This window comes from Paraburkholderia dinghuensis (assembly GCF_003837865.1).
GTDB lineage: Bacteria > Pseudomonadota > Gammaproteobacteria > Burkholderiales > Burkholderiaceae > Paraburkholderia > Paraburkholderia dinghuensis.
In genome coordinates, this window is sequence record NZ_RQIS01000001.1 from 182,079 (window position 1) to 203,647 (window position 21,569).

The 21,569-nt window shown below is 66.0% G+C and carries 15 protein-coding genes; 9 read left to right on the top strand and 6 right to left on the bottom strand.

Features of this window, described 5'->3' with window-relative positions:
* Window position 1: 1 nt before the first annotated feature.
* The gene (gene fdhF / locus D1Y85_RS00890) at window positions 2-2,941 is read left to right on the top strand and encodes a formate dehydrogenase subunit alpha (protein WP_124149142.1); all 2,940 of its coding nucleotides are present in this window, start codon (window positions 2-4) and stop codon (window positions 2,939-2,941) included.
* A gap of 4 nt (window positions 2,942-2,945) precedes the next feature.
* Window positions 2,946-3,185: a formate dehydrogenase subunit delta gene (locus D1Y85_RS00895; protein WP_124149143.1), complete on the top strand. Its 240-nt coding sequence runs from the start codon at window positions 2,946-2,948 to the stop codon at window positions 3,183-3,185.
* Window positions 3,186-3,258: 73 nt separating this feature from the next.
* Here D1Y85_RS00895 and D1Y85_RS00900 read toward each other — a convergent pair whose 3' ends face one another.
* The 3 genes from D1Y85_RS00900 to D1Y85_RS00910 all read right to left on the bottom strand — a co-directional run bounded on the left by D1Y85_RS00900 (window position 3,259) and on the right by D1Y85_RS00910 (window position 6,522).
* Window positions 3,259-4,950: an FAD-dependent monooxygenase gene (locus D1Y85_RS00900; RefSeq protein WP_124149144.1), complete on the bottom strand. Its 1,692-nt coding sequence runs from the start codon at window positions 4,948-4,950 to the stop codon at window positions 3,259-3,261.
* A gap of 94 nt (window positions 4,951-5,044) precedes the next feature.
* Window positions 5,045-6,190, bottom strand: a complete 1,146-nt coding sequence (locus D1Y85_RS00905) for a cation diffusion facilitator family transporter (protein WP_246024726.1) — start codon at window positions 6,188-6,190, stop codon at window positions 5,045-5,047.
* Window positions 6,190-6,522: an ArsR/SmtB family transcription factor gene (locus D1Y85_RS00910; protein ID WP_246024727.1), complete on the bottom strand. Its 333-nt coding sequence runs from the start codon at window positions 6,520-6,522 to the stop codon at window positions 6,190-6,192. Before D1Y85_RS00910 ends, D1Y85_RS00905 begins: the two co-directional genes overlap by 1 nt.
* Window positions 6,523-6,650: 128 nt before the next feature.
* On the opposite strand from D1Y85_RS00910, the gene D1Y85_RS00915 reads away from it, so the two are divergent.
* Window positions 6,651-8,555 (top strand): tetratricopeptide repeat protein, encoded by a 1,905-nt coding sequence (locus D1Y85_RS00915; protein ID WP_124149146.1) that lies wholly within the window; start codon window positions 6,651-6,653, stop codon window positions 8,553-8,555.
* Window positions 8,556-8,672: 117 nt separating this feature from the next.
* On the opposite strand, the gene tcuC is transcribed toward D1Y85_RS00915, so the two are convergent.
* Complete coding sequence (gene tcuC, locus D1Y85_RS00920; RefSeq protein ID WP_124149147.1) at window positions 8,673-9,974, bottom strand: MFS transporter; 1,302 nt, start codon at window positions 9,972-9,974, stop codon at window positions 8,673-8,675.
* 328 nt (window positions 9,975-10,302) lie between these two features.
* Between tcuC and D1Y85_RS00925 the strand changes: the two genes are divergently transcribed.
* Window positions 10,303-10,830: a GNAT family N-acetyltransferase gene (locus D1Y85_RS00925; protein WP_124149148.1), complete on the top strand. Its 528-nt coding sequence runs from the start codon at window positions 10,303-10,305 to the stop codon at window positions 10,828-10,830.
* 256 nt (window positions 10,831-11,086) lie between these two features.
* Window positions 11,087-12,247, top strand: coding sequence for a hypothetical protein (locus tag D1Y85_RS00930; RefSeq protein WP_124149149.1), 1,161 nt, complete (start codon window positions 11,087-11,089; stop codon window positions 12,245-12,247).
* Between the two features lie 76 nt (window positions 12,248-12,323).
* On the opposite strand, the gene D1Y85_RS00935 is transcribed toward D1Y85_RS00930, so the two are convergent.
* Window positions 12,324-13,046, bottom strand: a complete 723-nt coding sequence (locus D1Y85_RS00935) for a DUF2968 domain-containing protein (protein WP_124149150.1) — start codon at window positions 13,044-13,046, stop codon at window positions 12,324-12,326.
* A gap of 250 nt (window positions 13,047-13,296) precedes the next feature.
* The gene (locus tag D1Y85_RS00940) at window positions 13,297-14,667 is read right to left on the bottom strand and encodes a gamma-glutamyl-gamma-aminobutyrate hydrolase family protein (RefSeq protein ID WP_124149151.1); all 1,371 of its coding nucleotides are present in this window, start codon (window positions 14,665-14,667) and stop codon (window positions 13,297-13,299) included.
* Window positions 14,668-15,124: 457 nt separating this feature from the next.
* On the opposite strand from D1Y85_RS00940, the gene D1Y85_RS00945 reads away from it, so the two are divergent.
* From D1Y85_RS00945 to xdhB, 4 genes are all read left to right on the top strand, one after another.
* Entirely contained in the window at window positions 15,125-16,504 is a 1,380-nt protein-coding gene (locus D1Y85_RS00945) for an amidase (RefSeq protein ID WP_124149152.1), read from the top strand.
* 157 nt (window positions 16,505-16,661) lie between these two features.
* The gene (locus D1Y85_RS00950; RefSeq protein ID WP_124149153.1) at window positions 16,662-17,192 is read left to right on the top strand and encodes a disulfide bond formation protein B; all 531 of its coding nucleotides are present in this window, start codon (window positions 16,662-16,664) and stop codon (window positions 17,190-17,192) included.
* A gap of 331 nt (window positions 17,193-17,523) precedes the next feature.
* On the top strand, window positions 17,524-19,080 hold the full coding sequence (xdhA, locus tag D1Y85_RS00955; protein WP_124149154.1) for a xanthine dehydrogenase small subunit: 1,557 nt from the start codon (window positions 17,524-17,526) through the stop codon (window positions 19,078-19,080).
* Window positions 19,077-21,551, top strand: coding sequence for a xanthine dehydrogenase molybdopterin binding subunit (gene xdhB / locus D1Y85_RS00960; RefSeq protein WP_124149155.1), 2,475 nt, complete (start codon window positions 19,077-19,079; stop codon window positions 21,549-21,551). Before xdhA ends, xdhB begins: the two co-directional genes overlap by 4 nt.
* Window positions 21,552-21,569: the final 18 nt, after the last annotated feature.

Below are 21,569 nucleotides of genomic sequence, written 5' to 3' on the forward strand. Positions count from 1 at the left end.
CATGTCCGACACGCTCATGTCCCAAGCCGGTTGCGGCTCCGGCAATTGCAGTTGCAAGTCGCAGGCGATGAAGCAACGCGATCCGTTTGACGACACCGACTACGGCACGCCCGTGCGCCATTCCGACGTCGACGTCACGCTCGAAATCGACGGCCAGTCCGTGACCGTGCCCGCGGGCACGTCCGTGATGCGCGCCTCGATCGAAGCAGGCATCAATGTGCCGAAGCTCTGCGCCACCGATTCGCTCGAACCGTTCGGCTCGTGCCGTCTTTGTCTCGTCGAGATCGAGGGACGAAAAGGCTACCCTGCCTCGTGCACGACGCCCGTGGAAGCGGGCATGAAAGTGCGCACGCAGACCGATCGCCTCCAGGGTCTGCGCCGCAACGTGATGGAGCTGTACATCTCCGATCACCCGCTCGACTGCCTCACCTGCCCCGCCAACGGCGACTGCGAGCTGCAGGATATGGCGGGCGTCACGGGCCTTCGCGAAGTGCGCTATGGCTTCGAGGGCGCCAACCACCTCAAGGACAAGAAGGACGAGTCGAATCCGTACTTCACCTACGATCCGTCGAAGTGCATCGTCTGCAATCGTTGCGTGCGGGCCTGTGAGGAAACGCAAGGCACCTTCGCCCTGACCATCGCAGGACGCGGTTTCGAATCGCGCGTCGCGGCAGGCATGAGCGAGCCGTTCATGGATTCGGAATGCGTGTCGTGCGGCGCGTGCGTCGCCGCATGCCCGACCGCAACGCTGCAGGAGAAGAGCGTCGTGATGCTCGGCCAGGCCGAACACTCGGTCGTGACGACCTGCGCCTATTGTGGCGTCGGCTGCTCGTTCAAGGCCGAAATGAAGGGCAATCAGGTCGTGCGCATGGTGCCGCACAAGAACGGCCAGGCGAATGAAGGGCACGCATGCGTGAAGGGCCGCTTCGCGTGGGGCTACGCGACGCACAAGGACCGCATCAAGAAGCCGATGATCCGCGCGAAGATCACCGATCCGTGGCGCGAAGTGAGCTGGGACGAAGCGATCAGCTACGCCGCGAGCGAGTTCCGCCGCATCCAGGCCAAATACGGCCGCGATTCGATCGGCGGCATCACGTCGTCGCGCTGCACGAACGAGGAAACGTATCTCGTGCAGAAGCTCGTGCGCGCCGCGTTCGGCAACAACAACGTCGATACCTGCGCGCGCGTCTGCCACTCGCCCACGGGCTACGGCCTGAAGACGACGCTCGGTGAATCGGCGGGCACGCAGACGTTCGCGTCGGTCGATCACTCCGACGTCATCATGGTGATCGGCGCCAATCCCACCGACGGCCATCCGGTTTTCGGCTCGCGCCTGAAGCGCCGCGTGCGCGAGGGTGCAAAGCTGATCGTCGTGGATCCGCGCCGCATCGATATCGTCGATACCGCGCACGTCAAGGCCGAGCATCACCTGCAACTGCGCCCCGGCACGAACGTCGCGATGGTCAATGCGCTGGCGCATGTGATCGTCACCGAAGGTCTGCTGAACGAAGCCTTCATCGCCGAGCGTTGCGAGACGCGCGCGTTCGGGCAATGGCGCGATTTCGTGTCGCTGCCGGAGAACTCGCCGGAAGCCAGCGAAGCGATTACCGGCGTACCCGCACAAAGCGTGCGCGAAGCCGCACGTCTCTACGCGAAAGGTGGCAATGCCGCGATCTACTACGGCCTCGGCGTCACGGAGCACGCACAAGGCTCGACGATGGTGATGGGCATCGCGAACCTCGCGATGGCGACAGGCAACATCGGACGTGAAGGCGTCGGCGTGAATCCGCTGCGCGGCCAGAACAACGTCCAGGGCTCGTGCGACATGGGTTCGTTCCCGCACGAGCTGCCGGGCTACCGCCACGTCGGCGACATCACGACGCGCACGCTTTTCGAGGACGCCTGGAACGTCGCGCTGCAGGCCGAGCCGGGCCTGCGCATCCCGAACATGTTCGAGGCTGCGCTCGACGGCACCTTCATGGGCCTCTACTGCCAGGGCGAAGACATCGTCCAGTCCGATCCGAACACGCAGCACGTGTCGGCGGCGCTGGCGTCGATGGAATGCATCGTCGTGCAGGACATCTTCCTGAACGAAACCGCGAAGTATGCGCACGTGCTGCTGCCGGGCTCGTCGTTCCTCGAAAAGGACGGCACGTTCACGAACGCCGAGCGCCGCATCTCGCGCGTTCGCAAGGTGATGCCGCCGATCGCCGGTTACGCCGACTGGGAAGTCACGATCCTGCTTTCACGCGCGCTCGGCTACGAGATGGACTACACGCATCCGTCGCAGATCATGGACGAGATCGCGCGCCTCACGCCGACCTTCCACGGTGTCTCGTACCCGCGTCTCGACGAACTCGGCAGCATCCAGTGGCCCTGCAATGAAGAAGCACCCGACGGCACGCCGATCATGCACATCGACGAGTTCGTGCGCGGCAAGGGCAAGTTCGTGATCACGAAGTTCTTCGCGACGCCGGAGAAGGTCACGCGCCGCTATCCGCTGCTGCTCACGACTGGCCGCATCCTCTCGCAGTACAACGTGGGCGCGCAGACGCGCCGCACCGAGAACTCGCGCTGGCACGAGGAGGACCGGCTCGAGATCCATCCGGTCGACGCCGACGATCGCGGCATCCGCGACGGCGACTGGGTCGGCATCGAGTCACGCGCAGGGCACACCGTGTTGCGTGCGAAAGTCAGCACGCGCATGCAGCCGGGCGTGGTCTACACGACGTTCCACTTCCCCGAATCGGGCGCGAACGTCATCACGACCGAATCGTCCGACTGGGCCACCAACTGCCCCGAGTACAAGGTGACCGCGGTGCAGGTGAGCCACGTCCAGCAGCCTTCCGAGTGGCAACGCGAGTACTCGCGCTTCAACGCCGAGCAGCTCGACCTGCATCGCAGGCGCGAGGGCGAGGCTGTCACGACTTCAGGGAAATGATGCGATGAAAGCAGACCATTTGATCGAAATGGCCAACCAGATCGGGATGTTCTTCGACTCGCTGCCTGATCGTGACGAAGCGCTCTTCGATATCGCGGAACACATCCGCCGCTTCTGGGAGCCGCGCATGCGCCGCGTGCTGCTCGCCGAACTCGACAGCGGCGTCGAGGCGGGCTTCACTGAGATCGTGTTGGCCGCGCTGGTGAAGCATCGCGAGTCGCTGGTGCCCGCTGCGGCAGCCTGAACGCGTGCACCCGTAACGCGGAACCGCGCACGCGGTCAGTGCGCGGTTCCGCGTTTTGACATTTCTCTGCAGGTCAATCGTCGCTTGCCTGCGGAAAGCCGTTCGCCGCGAACCAGGCCTCGCAAAGGCGCAGCACGGCGTTCAGATCGGACGATGGGCGGCCGCGCGCGCAGAGATATCCATCGGGCCGCACGAGATAGAACGCGGGACGTGTCCGCCCGTACGCCTCGCTCAGCGACGGCGCGCCCTCACCTACGGGCGTCGTCTCGCCGGCCGGCGCGTCGCTGAGCCACCATACGCGCAATGCCTGCGACAAGATCCGCTCAATCGCCTGCACGAAATGCGCGAGCGCCTCGGCATCACCTGCGGCATTGCCGTTATCGACCGCGCGTGCGACATCCTCATCCACGAGTAGAAACAGCGAGAAGCTCGCCGGATCGTGCAGGTCGAAGATGCGGCCCGTGCCGGGCGCCTGCCCGAAAGGTCCATCGACTACGCGCGCGAGAGCATCGGGCGCGCGATCGCCCGCACGCGGACCGCCGTCCACTACACGATCGAGCGTGAGCGGGCTACGCCGGTACTGGATCGACAGTTCGCTCAGTGCCTCGCGCGCTGCGTCGCGCAGCGGGCCAAGCGCCGCGAGGGCCGGCATCACGCGCTCGCGCAACAGCTTCATCGGGCCGTGGTCGGCTTCGACGAGTTGCGTCATGAAGCTCGTCTGCTGCAGGACGTTGCGCTCGATCGGGTAGCGTTCGGCGTGATAGGTGTCGAGCAGGCGATCAGGCGCACCGCCCGCGAGCACGCGCGCGAGCTTCCAGCCCAGATTCAACGCCTCCTGAATGCCCGTGTTCATCCCCTGCGCGCCTGCCGGGCTGTGCACGTGCGCGGCGTCGCCGGCAAAGAACACGCGCTCCATACGCAGCTCGCGCACCATGCGACTGTTCACGGTGAAATACGACGACCAGGTCATGTCCGAGATCTCGACCGGATGGTGTACGCGGTGCTCGATGATCTCGCGGCATTCGTCGAGCGTCGGTAGCGCCACAGCCCCTTCAGGCGCAGCGGGCGGCATGGCCTTGTGATCGGCCATCAATCGCCAGCGCCCATTGCCGAGCGGAAGCAACACGACGAGCCCTTCTCCGGACGCGAAGACGTGAAATTCATCATCGGGCCAGGGCACCTCTGCGGTGACGTCGGCAAGCAGGAACGACTGCGCGAGGGTATCGCCGTCGAATTGCATCGCGAGCTTGTGCCGTATCGTGCTATGCGCGCCGTCCGCCGCAACGAGGAATGAGCTTCGGATCGATTCGATTCGCCCATCGGGGCGACGCACTTCGGCGCTTACCCCCGCCGATCCCTGCGTGAGTTCCAGCAACTCGCTGCCGCGTTCGATCTCGACACCGAGCGTCGCGAGATGGTCCGTGAGAATGCGTTCGGTGACGGTCTGGTCGAGAAACAGCAGATAGGGGTAACGCGTGAGCAGCGGATCGAAGTCGAGTCGCGCGCGGCGTTGCCCGTTCGAATAGAGATTCGCGACATGAGCACGGTGGCCAAGCTTGAGAAAGGGCTCGACGATGCGGTGCTGTTCGAAAAGTTCGAGCGTGCGCGCCTGAATGCCGATGGCGCGCGTATGACGCCCGGGCTCGGGCGCGCGATCGATCAGGCGGACCGGAATGCGCGCACGGGCGAGACTCATCGCAGCAGCGAGACCCGTCGGTCCTGCGCCGACGATGAGCACGGACGACAAGGGAGAAACCACGGTCATGCAGACCTCCATGTGGTCAACGTGAACGTAGTGTACGCCCGCCACCCGGGCCCCCGGCACGGCGGCGGCGCATCAAACAAAGGGGCAACGCGAATCAGTGCGGATGCGGCGGCACGTCGAGCGCGCAGCGATGCGCGGTCGTGCCCAGATCGACCTGCAGCGTGACGTGCTTCATGCTGTAGCGCGTGCAGAGCGCGTGGACGATGCCGTCGAGGACATCGTCGCCTGGGTGGCCGGCCGGCATCACGAGGTGTGCGCTCAGCGCGTTGCCCGTGGTCGAGAGCGGCCAGATGTGCAGATCGTGTACGTCCGTCACACCGTCCTGGGCCGCGAGAAAGACACGAATGCGCTCCATGTCGACGCCCTGCGGCACCGCCGCGAGCGCGAGCCGCATCGACTCGCGCAACAGGCCCCAGGTCCCGTACACGATCACGAGGACGACCACGATGCTCATCATGGGATCGACCCAGCTCCAGCCGGTGGCGAGGATCACGAGTCCGCTGATGGCGACCGCGGCCGACACACCCGCATCCGAGGCCATGTGCAGGAAGGCGCCACGGATGTTGAGATCGTCCTTCTGGCCGCGCATGAAGAGCCACGCCGAGAAGCCGTTCACAACCATGCCGATCGTCGCGACGATGAACACGTCGAGGCCCGCCACGGGCGCGGGCGAAACGAGCCGGCCGATCGCCTGCGCGATGATCGCGCCGCAGGCGATCAGAAGCAGCGCTGCGTTCGCGAGCGATGCGAGGATCGACGAATTGCCGAAGCCGAACGTGTAGCGCCCCGAAGGCCTGCGCGTGGCAAGCCACGCGGCGCCCCAGGCGAGCAGCAGGCCGAGGACGTCGGAGAGATTGTGGCCCGCGTCGGCAAGCAGCGCAGTTGAATGCGCAATCACGCCGTAGATCGTCTGCGTGACGACGATCACGAGGTTCAGTACGACGGCCAGCGCGAAAGCGCGGCCATGGCCGACGACGGGAGCGTGGTGGTGATGGTGGCCGTGGCTGTGGCCGTGTGCGTGAGCGGCATGTTCGTCGTGGTCATGTACATGGCCTGCTTCATGTGCATGCGCGTGTTCACACGGGTGCTCGTGGGCATCCCCGTGACCAACGCGCTCGCCATCACGCCCTTCGCCCGCAGACGCCGCCGGCAAGCCGCCATCTTCGTCTTCGAGCCACGTCGGCGCGTGCTCGTCCTCGCGCTCCTCGACGGCGCCCTTCTGCCTGCGCTGCTCGTCCATCACGCGTGCTCCTGCCAATCCACAACCGACTCCGCCACAGGTTCCGCGACGTGTTCGAGCATACCCGCGAGCATCGCGCTGATGTGCGCGTCAGCGGCGGCGTAGAACACCTGCTTGCCCTCGCGTTCCGAGCGCACGATGCGCGCCGCGCGCAACAACCGCAGATGGTGGCTAACTAGCGACGGCGAAAGCCCGAGCGCATTCGCAATCGCGCCCACGGCGATCCGCTCGCGCACGCAGGCAAGCACGATACGCAGACGCGTGGGATCGCCGAGCAGGCGAAACAGATCGGCGAGCGGTGTCACGCGCTCGTCGTCAAAAACCGGGGCCATAAATCTCATCCAAACATATGAATACGTATTCAAATGTTAATTCGATGTCGTTTTAACGTCAAGCTCCGGGGCCCCTCTCCCGAGTATGGGAAAATGCGTCCTTTGCATTTCGGTTTGCCCATTCGGCCATGGAACAGGTTTTTGTCCGCGCGTACGCCGCACATCGCGACGGCCGGCTGGAAGACGCCGAGCGCGGCTACCGCGCCACGCTCGCCGCCGATCCCGTGCACGTCGATGCGCTGCATCTGCTCGGCGTGCTGCGGCACCAGCAGGGCCAGCACGCCGAAGCCGTGGACCTCGTGCGGCGCGCGGTCGATCTGCGCCCCGACGACGCTGCGCTGCAGTTGAACCTCGGCAATGCGCTCAAGGCGCTCGGCGAACTCGAGGGCGCGATCGAACGCTTTCGCAACGCGCTGACGCTCGCCCCCGCGTTCGCGCTCGCGCACTACAACCTCGGCAACGCCTATGCGGTGATCGGCCGCCACGAGGACGCAATGTTCTCGTTCGGCCACGCCGTGCGCCTGCAACCGGGCGATGCATCTGCGCATAACAACCTCGGCAACGCCTACCACGCGCTCGGACGCCACGCCGAAGCCGTCGAATCGTTCCGCCGCGCGCTGAAGATCCGCCCCGGGCACGCGGGCGCGCATAACAATCTCGGCATGTCGCTGAACGCGCTCGGCGACACTGCGGGCGCGCTTGCGCAGTTCCGTGCAGCACTGAAGGCGCAACCGCGCTTCGTCGCCGCACACTTCAACCTGGCCAATTCGCTCGACGCCATCGGCCAGCACAGCGAAGCCGTTACCGCGTTCGAGGCAGCAATCGCACTGCAGTCGCGATTCGCGCCTGCGCTGTTCGGCCTCGGCAACGCGCTCTGCGCCCTCGGCCGGCACGACGAAGCCATCGCCCCGCTCGAGCGTGCGGTCGGCGTCGATCCGAAATTCGCGCTGGCGTGGCTTGCGCTCGGCACCACGCACCACGCGCTCGGCCATTTTGAGCCCGCCGTGCGCGCCTTCGACGAAGCCTTGCGCGCGCGCCCCGATCTCGCGGCCGCGCATCTGAACCGCGCGCTGGCGTGGCTCACGATCGGCGACTTCCGGCGCGGCCTGCCCGAATACGAATGGCGTCTCGACCCAACCGCGCGCGAACCCGCGCGATCCGATACGCGCCCGACGCAGCCCGCTCCGCACACCGGGCAAGCCGCACGGGCCACCACGCTGCCGCGCTGGCGTGGCGAACCACTCGACGGGCGCACGCTCCTGATCCAGGCCGAGCAAGGCTTCGGCGACACGCTGCAGTTCGTGCGCTTTGTGCCGCTCCTCGCGGCGCGCGGCGCGCGCATCGTGCTGGAAGTGCAACCGCAATTACTGCCGCTCATCGCGCCGACAGCGCTGGCCACGCGTGTCACGCTGATCGCCCAGGGTGCGCCGCGCCCCGCCGCCGATCTGCACTGCCCGCTGCTCTCCTTGCCGCTCGCGCTTGGCACAACGTTCGACGACCTGCCCACGCGCACGCCATACCTGACGGTGCCGGCTACGTACCAGCGCAAATGGCGCGGCTCGCTCGGCGGTCAGGCAAAGCGCAAGATCGGCATCGCGTGGTCGGGGCGCATCCAGAAGCATGAGAACCGGACGATGCCGCTTGCCGCGCTGGAACCGCTCTTCGCGCTCGATGGCATCGACTGGATCGTGCTCCAGCCGCAATTGAACGATGCGGAGCACGCCGCGCTCGATTCGCATCAGCGTGCGCGCTCGATTCACCGGCTCGGGAGCAAGCTCGCCGATTTCGCCGACACGGCCGCCGTGATCGACCGACTCGACGCCGTGGTATCGATCGACACATCGATCGCGCATCTCGCAGGCGCACTTAATGCGAAGCTCTGGCTCATGCTGCCGTACGCCGCCGACTGGCGCTGGTTCGCCGACACCGAAGAGAGCCCGTGGTATCCGCGCGCGCGGCTCGTGCGCCAGCCGCGACCGGGCGCGTGGGACGAAGTCGTCGCGGCTGTCGCGCGCGATTTACGCGAGACGTGAGCGCGAAGCGCCCGTCCCTTTCCGTTTCGAACGCAGAAAAAAAACAGCCTCGCAATTCAAACTGCGAGGCTGTTTCGTCATGCGACGGCGGGTACGCGCGACTGTGCGCGACGTGTATCAAGCCGCCTTGTACTGATTGCGCGCTTCAGCGGTGCGATAGAGCCAGAGCGTCGCGATGAGACCGCAAATACCGGCGACGCCCATCCACGCACCCGGCGCGGCCTTGTTGCCGCTCGCGTGGATCAGATAAGTCGAGATCGCTGGCGTGAAGCCGCCGATCGTCGTCGCAAGGCTGTACGCGAGCGAGAAGCCCGCAGTGCGCACGTCCGCCGGCATGACCTCGGTAAGCGCCACGACCATTGCACCGTTGTAGCTGCCATACAGGAACGACAGCCACAGCAGGACCATCAGCAGACGGCCGAACGACGGGTCCGCGACAAGCCACTGCACCGACGGATAAGCGGTGAGAATCGTGAGGATCGTGAAGGTGAGCAGCACCGGGCGGCGGCCGATGCGGTCCGACACGGCGCCCGACACCGGCAGCCAGACCAGATTCGAGAGGCCGACGCAGACCGTGACGACCAGCGTGTCGATATCGCTCAGCTTGAGGACTTCGCGGCCGAACGTCGGCGTGTAGGCCGTGATCATGTAGAACGACACGGTCGTCATGATGACCATGCCCATGCCACCCAGCACGATGCCCCAGTTCTCTGCCATGGACGCCATGATTTCGCCCATCGACGGACGATGCTTTTTCTTCGCGAATTCTTCGGTTTCCTGCAGCGAGCGGCGAATGAGGAAGAGGAACGGCACGATCAGGCAGCCGATGATGAACGGCACACGCCAACCCCACGCCGTCATCACTTCGACGGGCAGCAGACGATGCAGCACCACACCAAGCAGCGCCGCGAACACGACGGCCACTTGCTGGCTGCCCGACTGCCACGACACGTAGAAACCTTTGTTGCCCTTGGTGGCGATTTCCGACAGATAGACCGAGACACCGCCCAACTCCACGCCTGCCGAGAAACCCTGCAGCAGACGCCCGCACAGGATGAGCAGCGGCGCCACGAGACCAATCGTGGCGTAGCCTGGGACGACTGCAACAGCGAGCGTGCCAAGCGCCATGAGACCAAGTGTGAGGATCAGGCCTTTGCGCCGTCCGTGATGGTCGATGTACGCGCCGAGAACGATGGCGCCGATCGGCCGCACGAGGAAGCCGGCGCCGAACACGGAGAGCGAGAGCATCAGCGAAGCGAACGCGTTGTCACTCGGGAAAAAGGTCTTGGCAATCGCCGACGCGAAATAGCCATAGACCATGAAATCGTACATTTCCAGAAAGTTTCCGCTCGTGACGCGGAACACAGTCCGGATTTTGGATTCTCTGGTGGTATCGGTAGCGTGGGCAGCGGTAGACATGAGGGTCTCGTTTGATGCGGTCTGCTCCGCCGTGACCGGCTGGGCAGACAATGAACATGGGCGCCGCCGGGGGGTGCCACGCGAGGGGCGTGTCCGGACGGGCGGCTATTATATGCGCCCCGGTTGCACCTTCTGATATCCGGGTTTCACCCGAGGACGCACAAAACTAAACAGCAACAACGTCGCCCATTTCTTTCACTTTGGCTTCGATTAACATTACATCAGCTTTCATCGCGCGTGTAGCGTGCTGCGCCCGCGCGCTTATCATGCACAATATCATGCACGCTCAGTTCCGCGCGCGTTCCGCTTCGTCGCTCGCAATCATCGAATGTCCATCCCCTCGCTGACACTACGTCCGGCCACAGCTGCCGACGCCCCGCTGATCGCCGCCATGCACACGGCGAGCTGGCAGGCCACCTATCGCAACCTCCTGCCCGCCGCCTTCCTCGACGACGAAGTCGGCACGGAGCGCGCGACCTGGTGGCGCGCCCGCATGGAAGCGCCCGGTGGCGACCGGCGCCTCGTTCTGATCGCCGAACTGAACGAGACGACGCCCGTCGGCTTCGTGTGCGTCGAACGCCAGCCCGACTCACCGTGGGGCGTGCTGCTCGACAACCTGCATACACTGCCCGCCTGGCAGGGCATCGGGGTGGGCAAACGGCTGATGCAGGCCGCCCAGGACTGGGCACGCGCGCGCGGCGAATCGCAGATCTATCTGTATGTGCTCGAAGGCAACACCGCGGCGATCGCCTTCTACGAGCGGCAAGGGTGGCAGTACTCGGGCGCCGAACCGGATCGCATGGGCGGCGCCGACATTACCGCGTTACGCTACATCTATCGGCTAAATGCGCTCTGATGTCGTAGGGCCACACTCCCGAGACCGCCCAGGAAGTCCCTTGCGGACGACACAACGCGGTCCGTCGCTACTCATTGATCGCCAGCCATCGGAATCTGCTCCTTCCCGAATTTTCGGACGTATCTGATGGCCTATTCGCGCAACCACCCGCATTATTCGCACTATTAAGCAAGACTGCTGCGCCATGTGCGGCCCCCTCGGCGCCGCGTGACAAGCACGTGCGGGCCCCCCTTCACGCCGTGGTTGCGAGAGATCAATGTTAAATTCTCCTTTCATTCAGGTGGAAGGCTCTATCGCGCTCCCGCGCATACGCCCGCTCGGCCGTATGCCGCTGACGTTCGGCCGCGAATGGATGCTGACACCGCCGCACTTCTGCCTGCGCGCCGAAATTCGGGCGCTCTACGCCGCCATCATGCGCACGGTTTGCCTGAGCGCCGAGGCTTTTCGCGAAGCCTGCCGCTGGGACACGCAGCATCACTTATTCCCTGTGCCCACCGCGGCGCCGGTTCGCCCGAGTGCAGGCGTAAAGGCAAGCCAGTCGCTCGCCAAAGACAAGGCGCCGCCGCACGTCGCCGCCGCACAGTCCCCAAGGCCCTCGCCTACGCCGGCATCCGGCGGGCACAAACTTGCGGGCGGTGCATGCGCAATCGGCGGCGCCGCACTCCTCGCGTGGATCGTGGCGAGCCACACGCCGCACGATCAAGACTACAAGAACGCCGCGGTGGATGCCGGCCCGATCAGCGATGCAGGCAACGTCGCGTCACAACGCCTTGCCGATACACGCGCCGCTCACGAAACGACCACGACAACCACGACCGCGCCCACGACAGACACGGTCACCAGCGCATCGCAGTCAGGTCAAATCACTGATGCGTCACAGCGCGCGGCTTCGGCAACCGTCGGCGAGGTTGCCAGGGACGTTGCCAGGGCAGTTGCCAGCCCAGTTGTCACTGCACCTGCCCCAAGTCCGTCTTCGACCAGACCTGACTACGCTGCGGCGAATCACCCGACTGCGCCGCTACGCGCAACGCTATCAGATCGCGCAAACCGGGCCGGCGAAGGCCGCACCAACAAGAAACGAGAGTCCGTACGGGGCCGCCCGTCGCGCGAGCGCATCGCAGGCGTGTCACGTGTCGAAAGCAGCCGCCATCCGGCACACTCGTTCGCACCGACCCGCATGGCGAAGCCGGTCACAACACACCGCACGCTCGGCACGTACTCCGAAGCAAGCGACTACTCGCCCCGCCAGCCCAGCGCACGCCAGGACGATGACTATGCATCGATCATCACCTACGCGACCACGCACACGGCCCCGCGTCCAGCGAGCCGCGCGTCGGTGCCTGTCGACAGCACGGAGTGGGTCAACCACGTTTCCCAGCGTCGCGTGACCGAAATACCCGATCGGTTCGGGAAATGACCCGGTGTAACGAAAACAAAAAGCCCGGCATCCGCCGGGCTTTTTGTTGACGGCAGAACGCGCCGCATCGCCAGCCTCACTTCTGCACACCTGGCAGCCCGGCTTCCGTCGCGCGCTGCAGCATCTGAACCTCGCGCTGCAAGTCCTGCAACTGCGCTTGCGCGCGCGCCTTCTCGGTCCGCAAAGCCACAGCGTCGGCCTGCATCTGGCTCTGGCGCGCGTCGACCTTAGCCTGCTGCGATCGGGCAACGTCGAGATCGGCCTGCAGACGCCGCGCGCGATCCTCCGACAGGGCAATGAACCGCTCGATATTCGCCTTCTGCGCTTCGAGCTGCGTACGTCGAATCTCCACGTCCGCCAGCCGCTCGGTCTGGCGGGCAAAATCCGCGTAGATGGCCTCGGCGCGCATCTCGTCCTGCGACCGGATCACGCGCCAGAAACGCTTGTCCTGGAAAAGCGCCATGTACCAGGTCATGTCAGGAGGATAGAAAAACAGACTCGCTCCGTAACTACCGTTGTACGTCGTACGCATTTCGACGATCTGCGCGTCGTGGATCAGTTGCATCAATGTGGCGACTTCGCCCTGGCTCACGTCAACGCTCGCCTGCTCGTCGACCCACGGCGCCTTCTTCCCTGCATCGGCAGGCGGCGGCAAAAGGCTGCCGAGCGGCGGACGGCTGCCCGCCACCGGCGCCAGTTCGGTCGTGTTGTTCTGCGCCCACACAACCGCGCCGTGCTCCATCATCAAGACAGCCGCGGCACCCAGCAAGACGCGTCGCAGTTGGATTGAATGCTTCATACCTGCCCGTTTTCCGTTAGCAATTCTGAGTAACCGCTCATTATCGCCGCCCGAAAATCTCAAAATCACGCTTTATTTTCGGATAACGTAATTCAAATTGACCGGAACACGGTAAGGCCAGTAATGGTGGAAACGTCGGGTGGCAAAGTCGGGCTGCAAAGTCGAGTGGCAACGTCGCGCCGGAAAACGGCAGTCGCAAAGGCCCGCCGCGCGGGCAAACACGCGGGCCAACGCAAGGCACCACTTCTTGCTAGAAACGCGTCTCGCGCGCAGAACGCAGGAAACTGTCCAGCAGCGGCGTGCAGTCGAGCAGTTCCGGCCCGCCTGCGCGATGAAACTCCGGATGCCACTGCACGCCCACCACGAACGGCGCGCGGCGATAGCGCACCGCCTCGATCAGTCCATCGCCGGCTGACACGGCCTCCACCGTCAGATCTCGGCCCACATTTTTCACCGCCTGATGGTGGATCGAGTTCACGATCGCTTCGCGCCGACCCGGGAACATGCTCGCGAGCGAGGAGCCTTCCGGGAAAGTAATCGCGTGACGATGCTGGTCGTAGTGCTCGCTCACGTGCACGCCGGCGGTCGGCACATCGGTGGCGATGTCCTGGTAGAGCGTCCCGCCGAATGCCACGTTGATCAGTTGGCATCCCCGGCAGACACCGAGCACGGGCTTGCCCGACTCGATGAACTCGTGCAGCAGTTCCAGTTCGTACATGTCGCGAACGCGGTCGCCTGGCCACTCGGGATGCACGCCCGTTTCCGCATAGCTCTGCGGCGAAACGTCGGCACCGCCTTGCAGCAGCAAGCCGTCGAGATGCTTCGCGTAGTCGCGCAGGCGGATATTGCTCGGGTGCAGCATGCCCTGATGCCCGACCGTCGGGATCATGAACACGATCACGTCGCGCGACATGACCCAGTGCGCAACCGATTCTTCCAGGTATTGCAGCGTCTTTCCGCGCAGCCCCTTCGCGCCCGGCTCGGGGTGGAAGAGGCGCGCCGACACGCCGATGCGCAACGTCCGCTGCGTGATGCGCTGCCCCGCGCGGTCGAACATCTGCCGCGCACGCGCCGCAAGGATGCGCCCGAACACCGACCACGCCGAATCGCTCGGACGCAAGTAACGCGGCGGATTGGGCGGCAGCGCGTTTGGCGGCGGCGGGTTCTGCGCACTGAAGTCCGGGGCCTTCCCGAAGCCCGCCGGCGCCGCACCAGGGCGCACGGCGCCAGGCGCCTTTGCGGCATCGGCCGTGGCGGGCGCTGTCTTGCCGGCCTCCGCGGTCGCGCTGATCGGAATTTCAGGTCCACGTGCCGCCGCTTCCTGCTGCGCGACTGCACGCGCGGCATCGTCGCGCGCTTCTGCCACCTCGGCCACGCGCGACGAACCGCCAGGCGTCACCGTCCGCGCAGGTTCGGGTGCATCGCTCGATGCACGCTGCCCGGGCTCGCGGCCCGAAGCGGTTGAAGCAGTTGAAGCGGATGCGGTCGCAGATGGTGAATCGGTTGAAGCGCCAGACGAACTGGCCGATGCAGTGGGATGGGAGGTGCCGGGGGACCCGGTATCGGAGGCGCGGCTAGCGCCATCGGGGATCTCGGGGTTGTCGGATTTGTTTTCGCTCATGACGTGGGGTCAGGCGCGCGGCGCGCGAACGATGAACATCCGTGGATTATCCGTCGCCCTGCGGTGAGCCGCCAGTCCCGTGCGCAACGGCCCACCCGCTCGCGGCGCTCGCAACCGGGACGGGGCAGGCACTTACGTCTCCTGACATGCACCGCTGGTCTCGCGCAATGCGGTGAGCCGAATCGACGTGCGAATTTCACGTGACCAGCGTCACGTGACCAGCGCCAAGATGGAACTACGAGCGCAGCGTCGCAACCCGGCGCGCAATCGCACCGATAACGAAGGCACGAGGCCCTATCGAATCCGCGTGCGCCGATACGATACATGTCAAGATCACGCCACGCCGAACATACGGCCCTACAATGATGCGTCCCTTGCTGCTGCAGCGTGAGGCGATCCGGCGCCGACTGCTGCTTCGCAGCCACCGCGCTGGCCAGCCCCCAAACCGCTCATCGCCATGACCATCGAATTCACGCCCTTTGCCCCTCTCGCCCGACTCGGCGACGACCTTGCCGCGGGCCGCACCACTAGCCGGGCGCTCGTCGAGATCGCGCTGGAACGCATCGCAGACCCGGCAGGACAGGGCTCGACCGTCTTCATGCACGTCGACGCCGCGCGCGCCCGCGCCGCCGCCGATGCCCACGATCGCTTGCGCGCGAGCGGCACCGTGCTCTCACCGCTCGCGGGGATTCCTGTCTCGGTCAAGGATCTGTTCGACATCGCTGGCGAAGTCACGCGTGCGGGCTCCACCATGCTCGCTGGCGCGGCCCCCGCGCGATCCGACGCCGCCGCCGTCGCGCGCCTGCGCAACGCGGGCGCCGTGCTGATCGGGCGGACCAACATGAGCGAATTCGCGTTCTCCGGGCTCGGGCTGAACCCCCACTATGGCACGCCGCTCTCGCCGTACCGGCGTGGCGTCGAGGGCGACGCGCGCGTGGCGGGCGGCTCGTCATCAGGCGCGGCGGCATCTGTGGCCGACGGCATGGCCGCCGTCGCGCTCGGCACCGACACGGGCGGCTCGATCCGCATCCCGGCCGCGTTCTGCGGTCTCACCGGCTTTAAACCGACTGCCGCACGCATCCCGAAAACGGGCGGCGTGCCGCTCTCACCAACGCTCGACTCGTTCGGCCCGATCGGCAATAGCGTGGCGTGCTGCGCGCTCGTCGACCGCATCCTCGCCGGGCTCGTACCGCACGTGCCGGCTGCCCGGCATCTCGAAGGCGTACGACTCGGCGTGCTGACCAACCATGTGACCGAAGGTGTCGAGCCCGAGGTTGCAGACGCAATCGACACCGCGCTCAAGCATCTGGACGCAGCCGGTGCAATCGTCAACGAGGTGCGTTTCGGCGCGCTCGACCGGCTGGCCGAAATCAACCGCTTCGGCTTCTCGCCGATCGAGGCCTACGCATGGCATCGCGAGCTGATCGCGCAGCACCGCGGCGAATATGACCCGCGCGTTCTGGCGCGCATCCTGAAGGGCGAGCCGGCCCGCGCCGTCGACTACCTCGATCTGATCGCCGCGCGCGCGGCCGTGCTCGAAGAGGCGCAGGAGACGCTCTGGTCGCGCTTCGACGCCGTGATCGCGCCGACCGTGCCGATCGTGCCGCCAAACGTCGCACCGCTAGTCGCCGACGACGAGGTCTTCGCGCAGACCAACGCGCTCGTGCTGCGCAATCCTGCTGCGTTCAACTTCCTCGATGCGTGCGCGCTGTCGCTGCCGTGCCACCACCACGGCGCAGCGCCGGTCGGACTGATGCTGATTGGCGCTCCGTACGCCGACGACGCGCTGCTCGCGATCGGGCGCGGCGTGGAAGCCGTCCTCGCGCCGTTGCGTTGACGGCTCATGACGCGGTGTGTGTCGCGCTCGCAGGATCGTGGGCGCGAGCGCGCCGCGGCCCACAGGCATAGGCGCGCGCTACGTCCTTCGCGCTAGAATCCCCAACACGCCGTCGCAGCGCGCACATGCTGCGCCATCAAAACAGAAAACCGAAAACATGAACGACGATAACGCACTGTTGCGCCGCGAGCGCAGCCTGCTAGCCTTTCTTGGCCTGATCTGCCTCGCCCTGCTCGGCGGCGCGCTGTACATGCAGCACGTCGAACGCCAGGACCCGTGTCCGCTGTGCATCATCCAGCGCTACTGTTTCCTTCTGATCGCGTTGTGCGCGTTCGTCGGCGCGCGCAGCTCGAGCTGGCGCGGCGTGCGAGTGCTCGAAGGTCTGATCGTGCTGGCGGCCGCGGGTGGCCTCGTTGCTTCGGCGCGGCTCGTCTGGGTGCAGGCATTCCCGAACTTCAGCTGCGGCTTCGACGCGCTGCAGCCCATCGTCGATGGCCTGCCCCCGGCGCGCTGGCTACCGAGTGTCTTCAAGGTTCAGGGCCTGTGCGAGACGGTCTACCCGCCGATCCTCGGTTTGTCGATGCCCATGTGGGGCCTGATCGCATTCCTCTTTATATTCGTGCCCGTGCTGTTTAGCCTGTTGCGCAATCGGCGCCGCCAGGTGTCGTGGCCGGGCATCCGCCGCTAAGCCACCCTCCACGCCCACGGTCCCCCGGGCGACGGCGCCGCCGCGCGCCGTCGTCGTCTGCCTGACTTGCGTTCCGCCCGTTTGCAGGCGGGCGCCAGGCCTCCCTCATCTTCCAACCGTCTTTGCACGCCCGCAGCCGCCATTAAAGGGCCCGATCACGCGCACCGCGGTCATGACAACCGTGTAATAGTCCCCATCATTCACGGGTAGTACTTTCCTGACACAAGCGGTGCTATCTTCGGAACTGGATGGCGATCTACGTGCGCGAGGCCGGCTGAGGCACACCCCCTGCGTAACGCGCGCCTGATCCGCAATGTCTTCCGGGTTCACCATGACAACGCAATCCATCCGATTCCTCTACCGGGGCGACGTGCATGAAGTGCGCGACGTGCCCGTCACACGCACGACGCTCCAGTACTTGCGCGAAGACCTGCATGCCTGCGGCACCAAGGAAGGGTGCGCAGAAGGCGATTGCGGCGCGTGCACGGTCGTCATCGGCGAACTCGATGGTGACGGGCGTCTCGCCCTCAAGGCCGTCAACGCCTGCATCCAGTTCCTGCCTACGCTCGACGGCCGCGCGCTCTTCACCGTGGAAGACCTGCGTGCGCCCGATGGCGCGCTGCATCCGGTCCAGCAGGCCCTGGTCGATTGCCATGCGTCGCAATGCGGCTTCTGCACGCCGGGCTTTGCGATGTCGCTATGGGCGCTCTACGAGCGCCAGCGCGCCGACGCGGGCCTCCCCGCGCGCGACGAGATCAGCCAGGCCCTCTCAGGCAACCTGTGCCGATGCACCGGCTACCGGCCCATCGTCGACGCCGCCCAGCGCATGTTCGATTACGCGCGCTATCCGCGTGCCGCGTTTGATCGCACGGCGATCGAGAATCTCCTGCGTCCGCTCCAACGCCCAGGGACCTTCGAGTTCCGCGGCCCGGACGCACGCGGCGCCGAATACGGTGACGCCACGTTCTTCGCGCCGCGTACGCTCGCTGACTTCGCCGCACTACGCGCCGCCCGGCCACATGCGCGCGTGCTGGCCGGAAGCACCGACGTCGGCCTGTGGGTCACGAAGCAGTTCCGCGACCTCGGCGACGTGATCTTCACCGGCAACGTCGCCGAACTGCGTGCGCTGACGCGCGACGCGCAGGCGCTCACGATCGGCGCGGCGGTGCCGCTCGAAGAGGCGTATGCCGCATTGGCCGTCGACTATCCGGAGCTCGCCGAACTATGGGCGCGCTTCGCATCGCTGCCGATACGCAATGCAGGGACGCTCGGCGGTAACGTGGCGAACGGCTCGCCGATTGGCGATTCGATGCCCGCGCTGCTCGTGCTCGATGCAGAGCTCGTGCTTCGCCGCGCCGATCGCACCCGCACGCTGCCGCTCGCCGCCTTCTACACCGGCTATCAAAAGAACGCCCTCGCGCCGGGTGAGTTCATCGAGGCGATCCGCGTACCGCGCCCCGCTCCCACGCTGCGCTTTCGCACCTACAAGATCGCGAAACGGTACGACCAGGACATTTCGGCGGTGTGCGCTGCGTTCGCACTCGATATCGGCGAGGACGGCGTGATCGCGAATGCACGCGTCGCCTTTGGCGGAATGGCTGCAACGCCGTTGCGCGCCGCGCGCGCCGAAGCCGAGCTGACCGGTGCGCGCTGGGACGAAGCGACGGCGCTTCGCGCAATGGACGCGCTGACCTCCGACTACGAGCCGCTCACCGACTTTCGAGCAAGCGCAGCGTACCGCGCAAAGGTCGCGCGCAACCTGCTGTGGCGCTGCTGGCTGGAAACGCGCGACGACGCTCCGCTTGCGCTACGCGACGTCGATGTATTCGGCTTTGAAGGCGAGGACGACGTGGCGCTCGCGCTGCATGGGACTGGAGACACGCGATGAACCGCCGATCCGATCCCATCGCCACACACGCAACGCAGTCGATTCATTCGACCGATCCGGCACGCGAAGGCGTTGCGGCCCCGCCGGCACTCGGCGCACCGCTACCGCACGAGTCCGCCGACCTGCACGTCAGCGGTGAAGCCCGTTACATCGACGACATCCCCGAACTGCACGGCACGCTGCATGCAGCGCTCGGCCTCTCGCGCCATGCGCGCGCGCGCATCGTGTCGCTAGACCTGCGCCGCGTGCGCGAAGCGCCTGGTGTGATCGCAGTGCTCAGCGCGGCCGACATCCCCGGCGAAAACAACTGCGGCCCGGTGCTGCACGACGACCCAGTGCTCGCGCACGATGAGGTCCAGTACCTCGGCCAGCCCGTCTTCGCGGTGGTCGCGACGAGCCACGATCTCGCGCGCCGCGCGGCCGCGCTAGCCGCGAGCGACGACGTCGTGCGCTACGAACCGCTCGAGCCCGTGCTCAGTGTCGCCGAGGCAAAGGCGATGCAGCATTACGTGCTGCCGCCGCTGCGTCTCACGCGCGGCAAGCCCGCGCAACGCATTGCCGCCGCGCCGCATCGCATTGCTGGCACATTCGAAGTGGGTGGCCAGGAACAGTTCTATCTGGAAGGCCAGATCGCCTACGCGCTGCCACAGGAACAGGGCGGCATGCTGATCCACAGTTCGACGCAGCATCCGTCCGAGATGCAGCAGGTCGTAGCGCATCTGCTCGACTGGCCCGCGCATCGCGTCGCATGCGAGTGCCGCCGCATGGGCGGCGGCTTCGGCGGAAAGGAATCGCAGTCGGCGCTCTTTGCGTGCGTGGCCGCGCTGGCGGCGCTCAAGACCGGCCACCCCGTGAAGTTGCGCGCCGATCGCGACGACGACTTCATGATCACCGGCAAGCGCCACGACGCCGAGTACGAATACGAAGCAGGCTTCGACGACGACGGCCGCCTGCTCGGCGCACGCGTGGAAATCGCACTACGCGCGGGCTACTCCGCCGATCTGTCCGGCGCGGTCGCCACACGCGCGGTCTGCCACGTCGACAACGCGTATTACCTCTCCGACGTCGAGATCGTCGCGCTGTGCTGCAAGACGAATACCCAGTCGAACACCGCATTTCGCGGCTTCGGCGGACCGCAGGGCGCGCTCGTGATGGAAGTGATGCTCGACGCCATCGCGAGACGTCTGAACCGCGATCCGCTCGACGTGCGGCGCGTGAACTACTACGGCATCGGCGAGCGTGACGTCACGCCCTACGGCCAGCATGTCGAAGACAACGTGCTCGCCCCGCTCACCGACGATCTGCTCGCATCGAGCCGCTATGCCGAACGACGCGCCGCGCTCGTCGATTACAACCGCGCGAGCCCGGTGCTCAAGCGCGGCATTGCGATCACGCCGGTCAAGTTCGGCATCTCGTTCAACGTGCCGCATCTGAACCAGGCGGGCGCGCTCGTGCATGTCTACCGGGACGGCTCGGTGCTCGTGAACCACGGCGGCACCGAGATGGGCCAGGGAGTCAACACGAAGGTTGCACAGGTGGTGGCAGGCGCGTTCGGTCTTCCTCTCGAACGCGTGCGCGTGAGCGCCACCGATACCGCGAAGGTGGCGAACACCTCGGCGACCGCCGCCTCGACCGGCAGCGACCTCAACGGCAAGGCCGCCGAAGACGCAGCGCTCACGATCCGCAATCGCCTCGCCTCACTCGCGGCCGCCGAGTATGGCGGCACGCCCGATGGCGTCGCATTCGAAAACGGCGCGGTGCGTGCGAACGGTGTGTCGATCGCGTTCGCGCAGTTCGTCGAACTCGCGTATCTGAAACGCGTGCAACTGTGGTCGGACGGTTTCTACGCGACGCCCAAGGTCCACTGGGACGCGCGCACGCTCACCGGCCATCCGTTCTACTACTTCGCGTATGGGGCCGCCGTGTCCGAGGTGGTCGTCGATACACTCACGGGCGAATGGAAGCTCGTACGCGCCGATGTGCTGCATGATGCGGGCCGGTCGATCAATCCGGCCATCGACATGGGCCAGGTGGAAGGCGCGTTCATCCAGGGCATGGGGTGGCTCACGACCGAGGAACTCTGGTGGAGCAACGACGGGCGCCTGATGACGCACGCGCCCTCCACCTACAAGATCCCGGCGATCAGCGACACACCCGCCGCGTTCAACGTCCGGCTCTATCGCAACGACAACGCAGAGCCGACTGTCTTCCGCTCGAAAGCCGTAGGCGAGCCGCCGCTGTTGCTGGCGTTCTCGGTGTTTCTTGCTATCCGCGACGCGATCGGCGCGGCGGTGCCCGAGGCGCGCGAAGCTGCGCCGCTGCGTGCACCGGCGACGCCCGAGGCGATCCTCGACGCGCTCGACGCGCTGCGCGCCTTGTCGCCGACGCAAGCCGGGACGAGCGCGGCCGGGCGTGGTCATGCCGACCTTCCAGCCGTGCCGGCAGCGGCCCGCAACCAGAAGGTGGACTGAAGGCGCGAACCAGTTGAC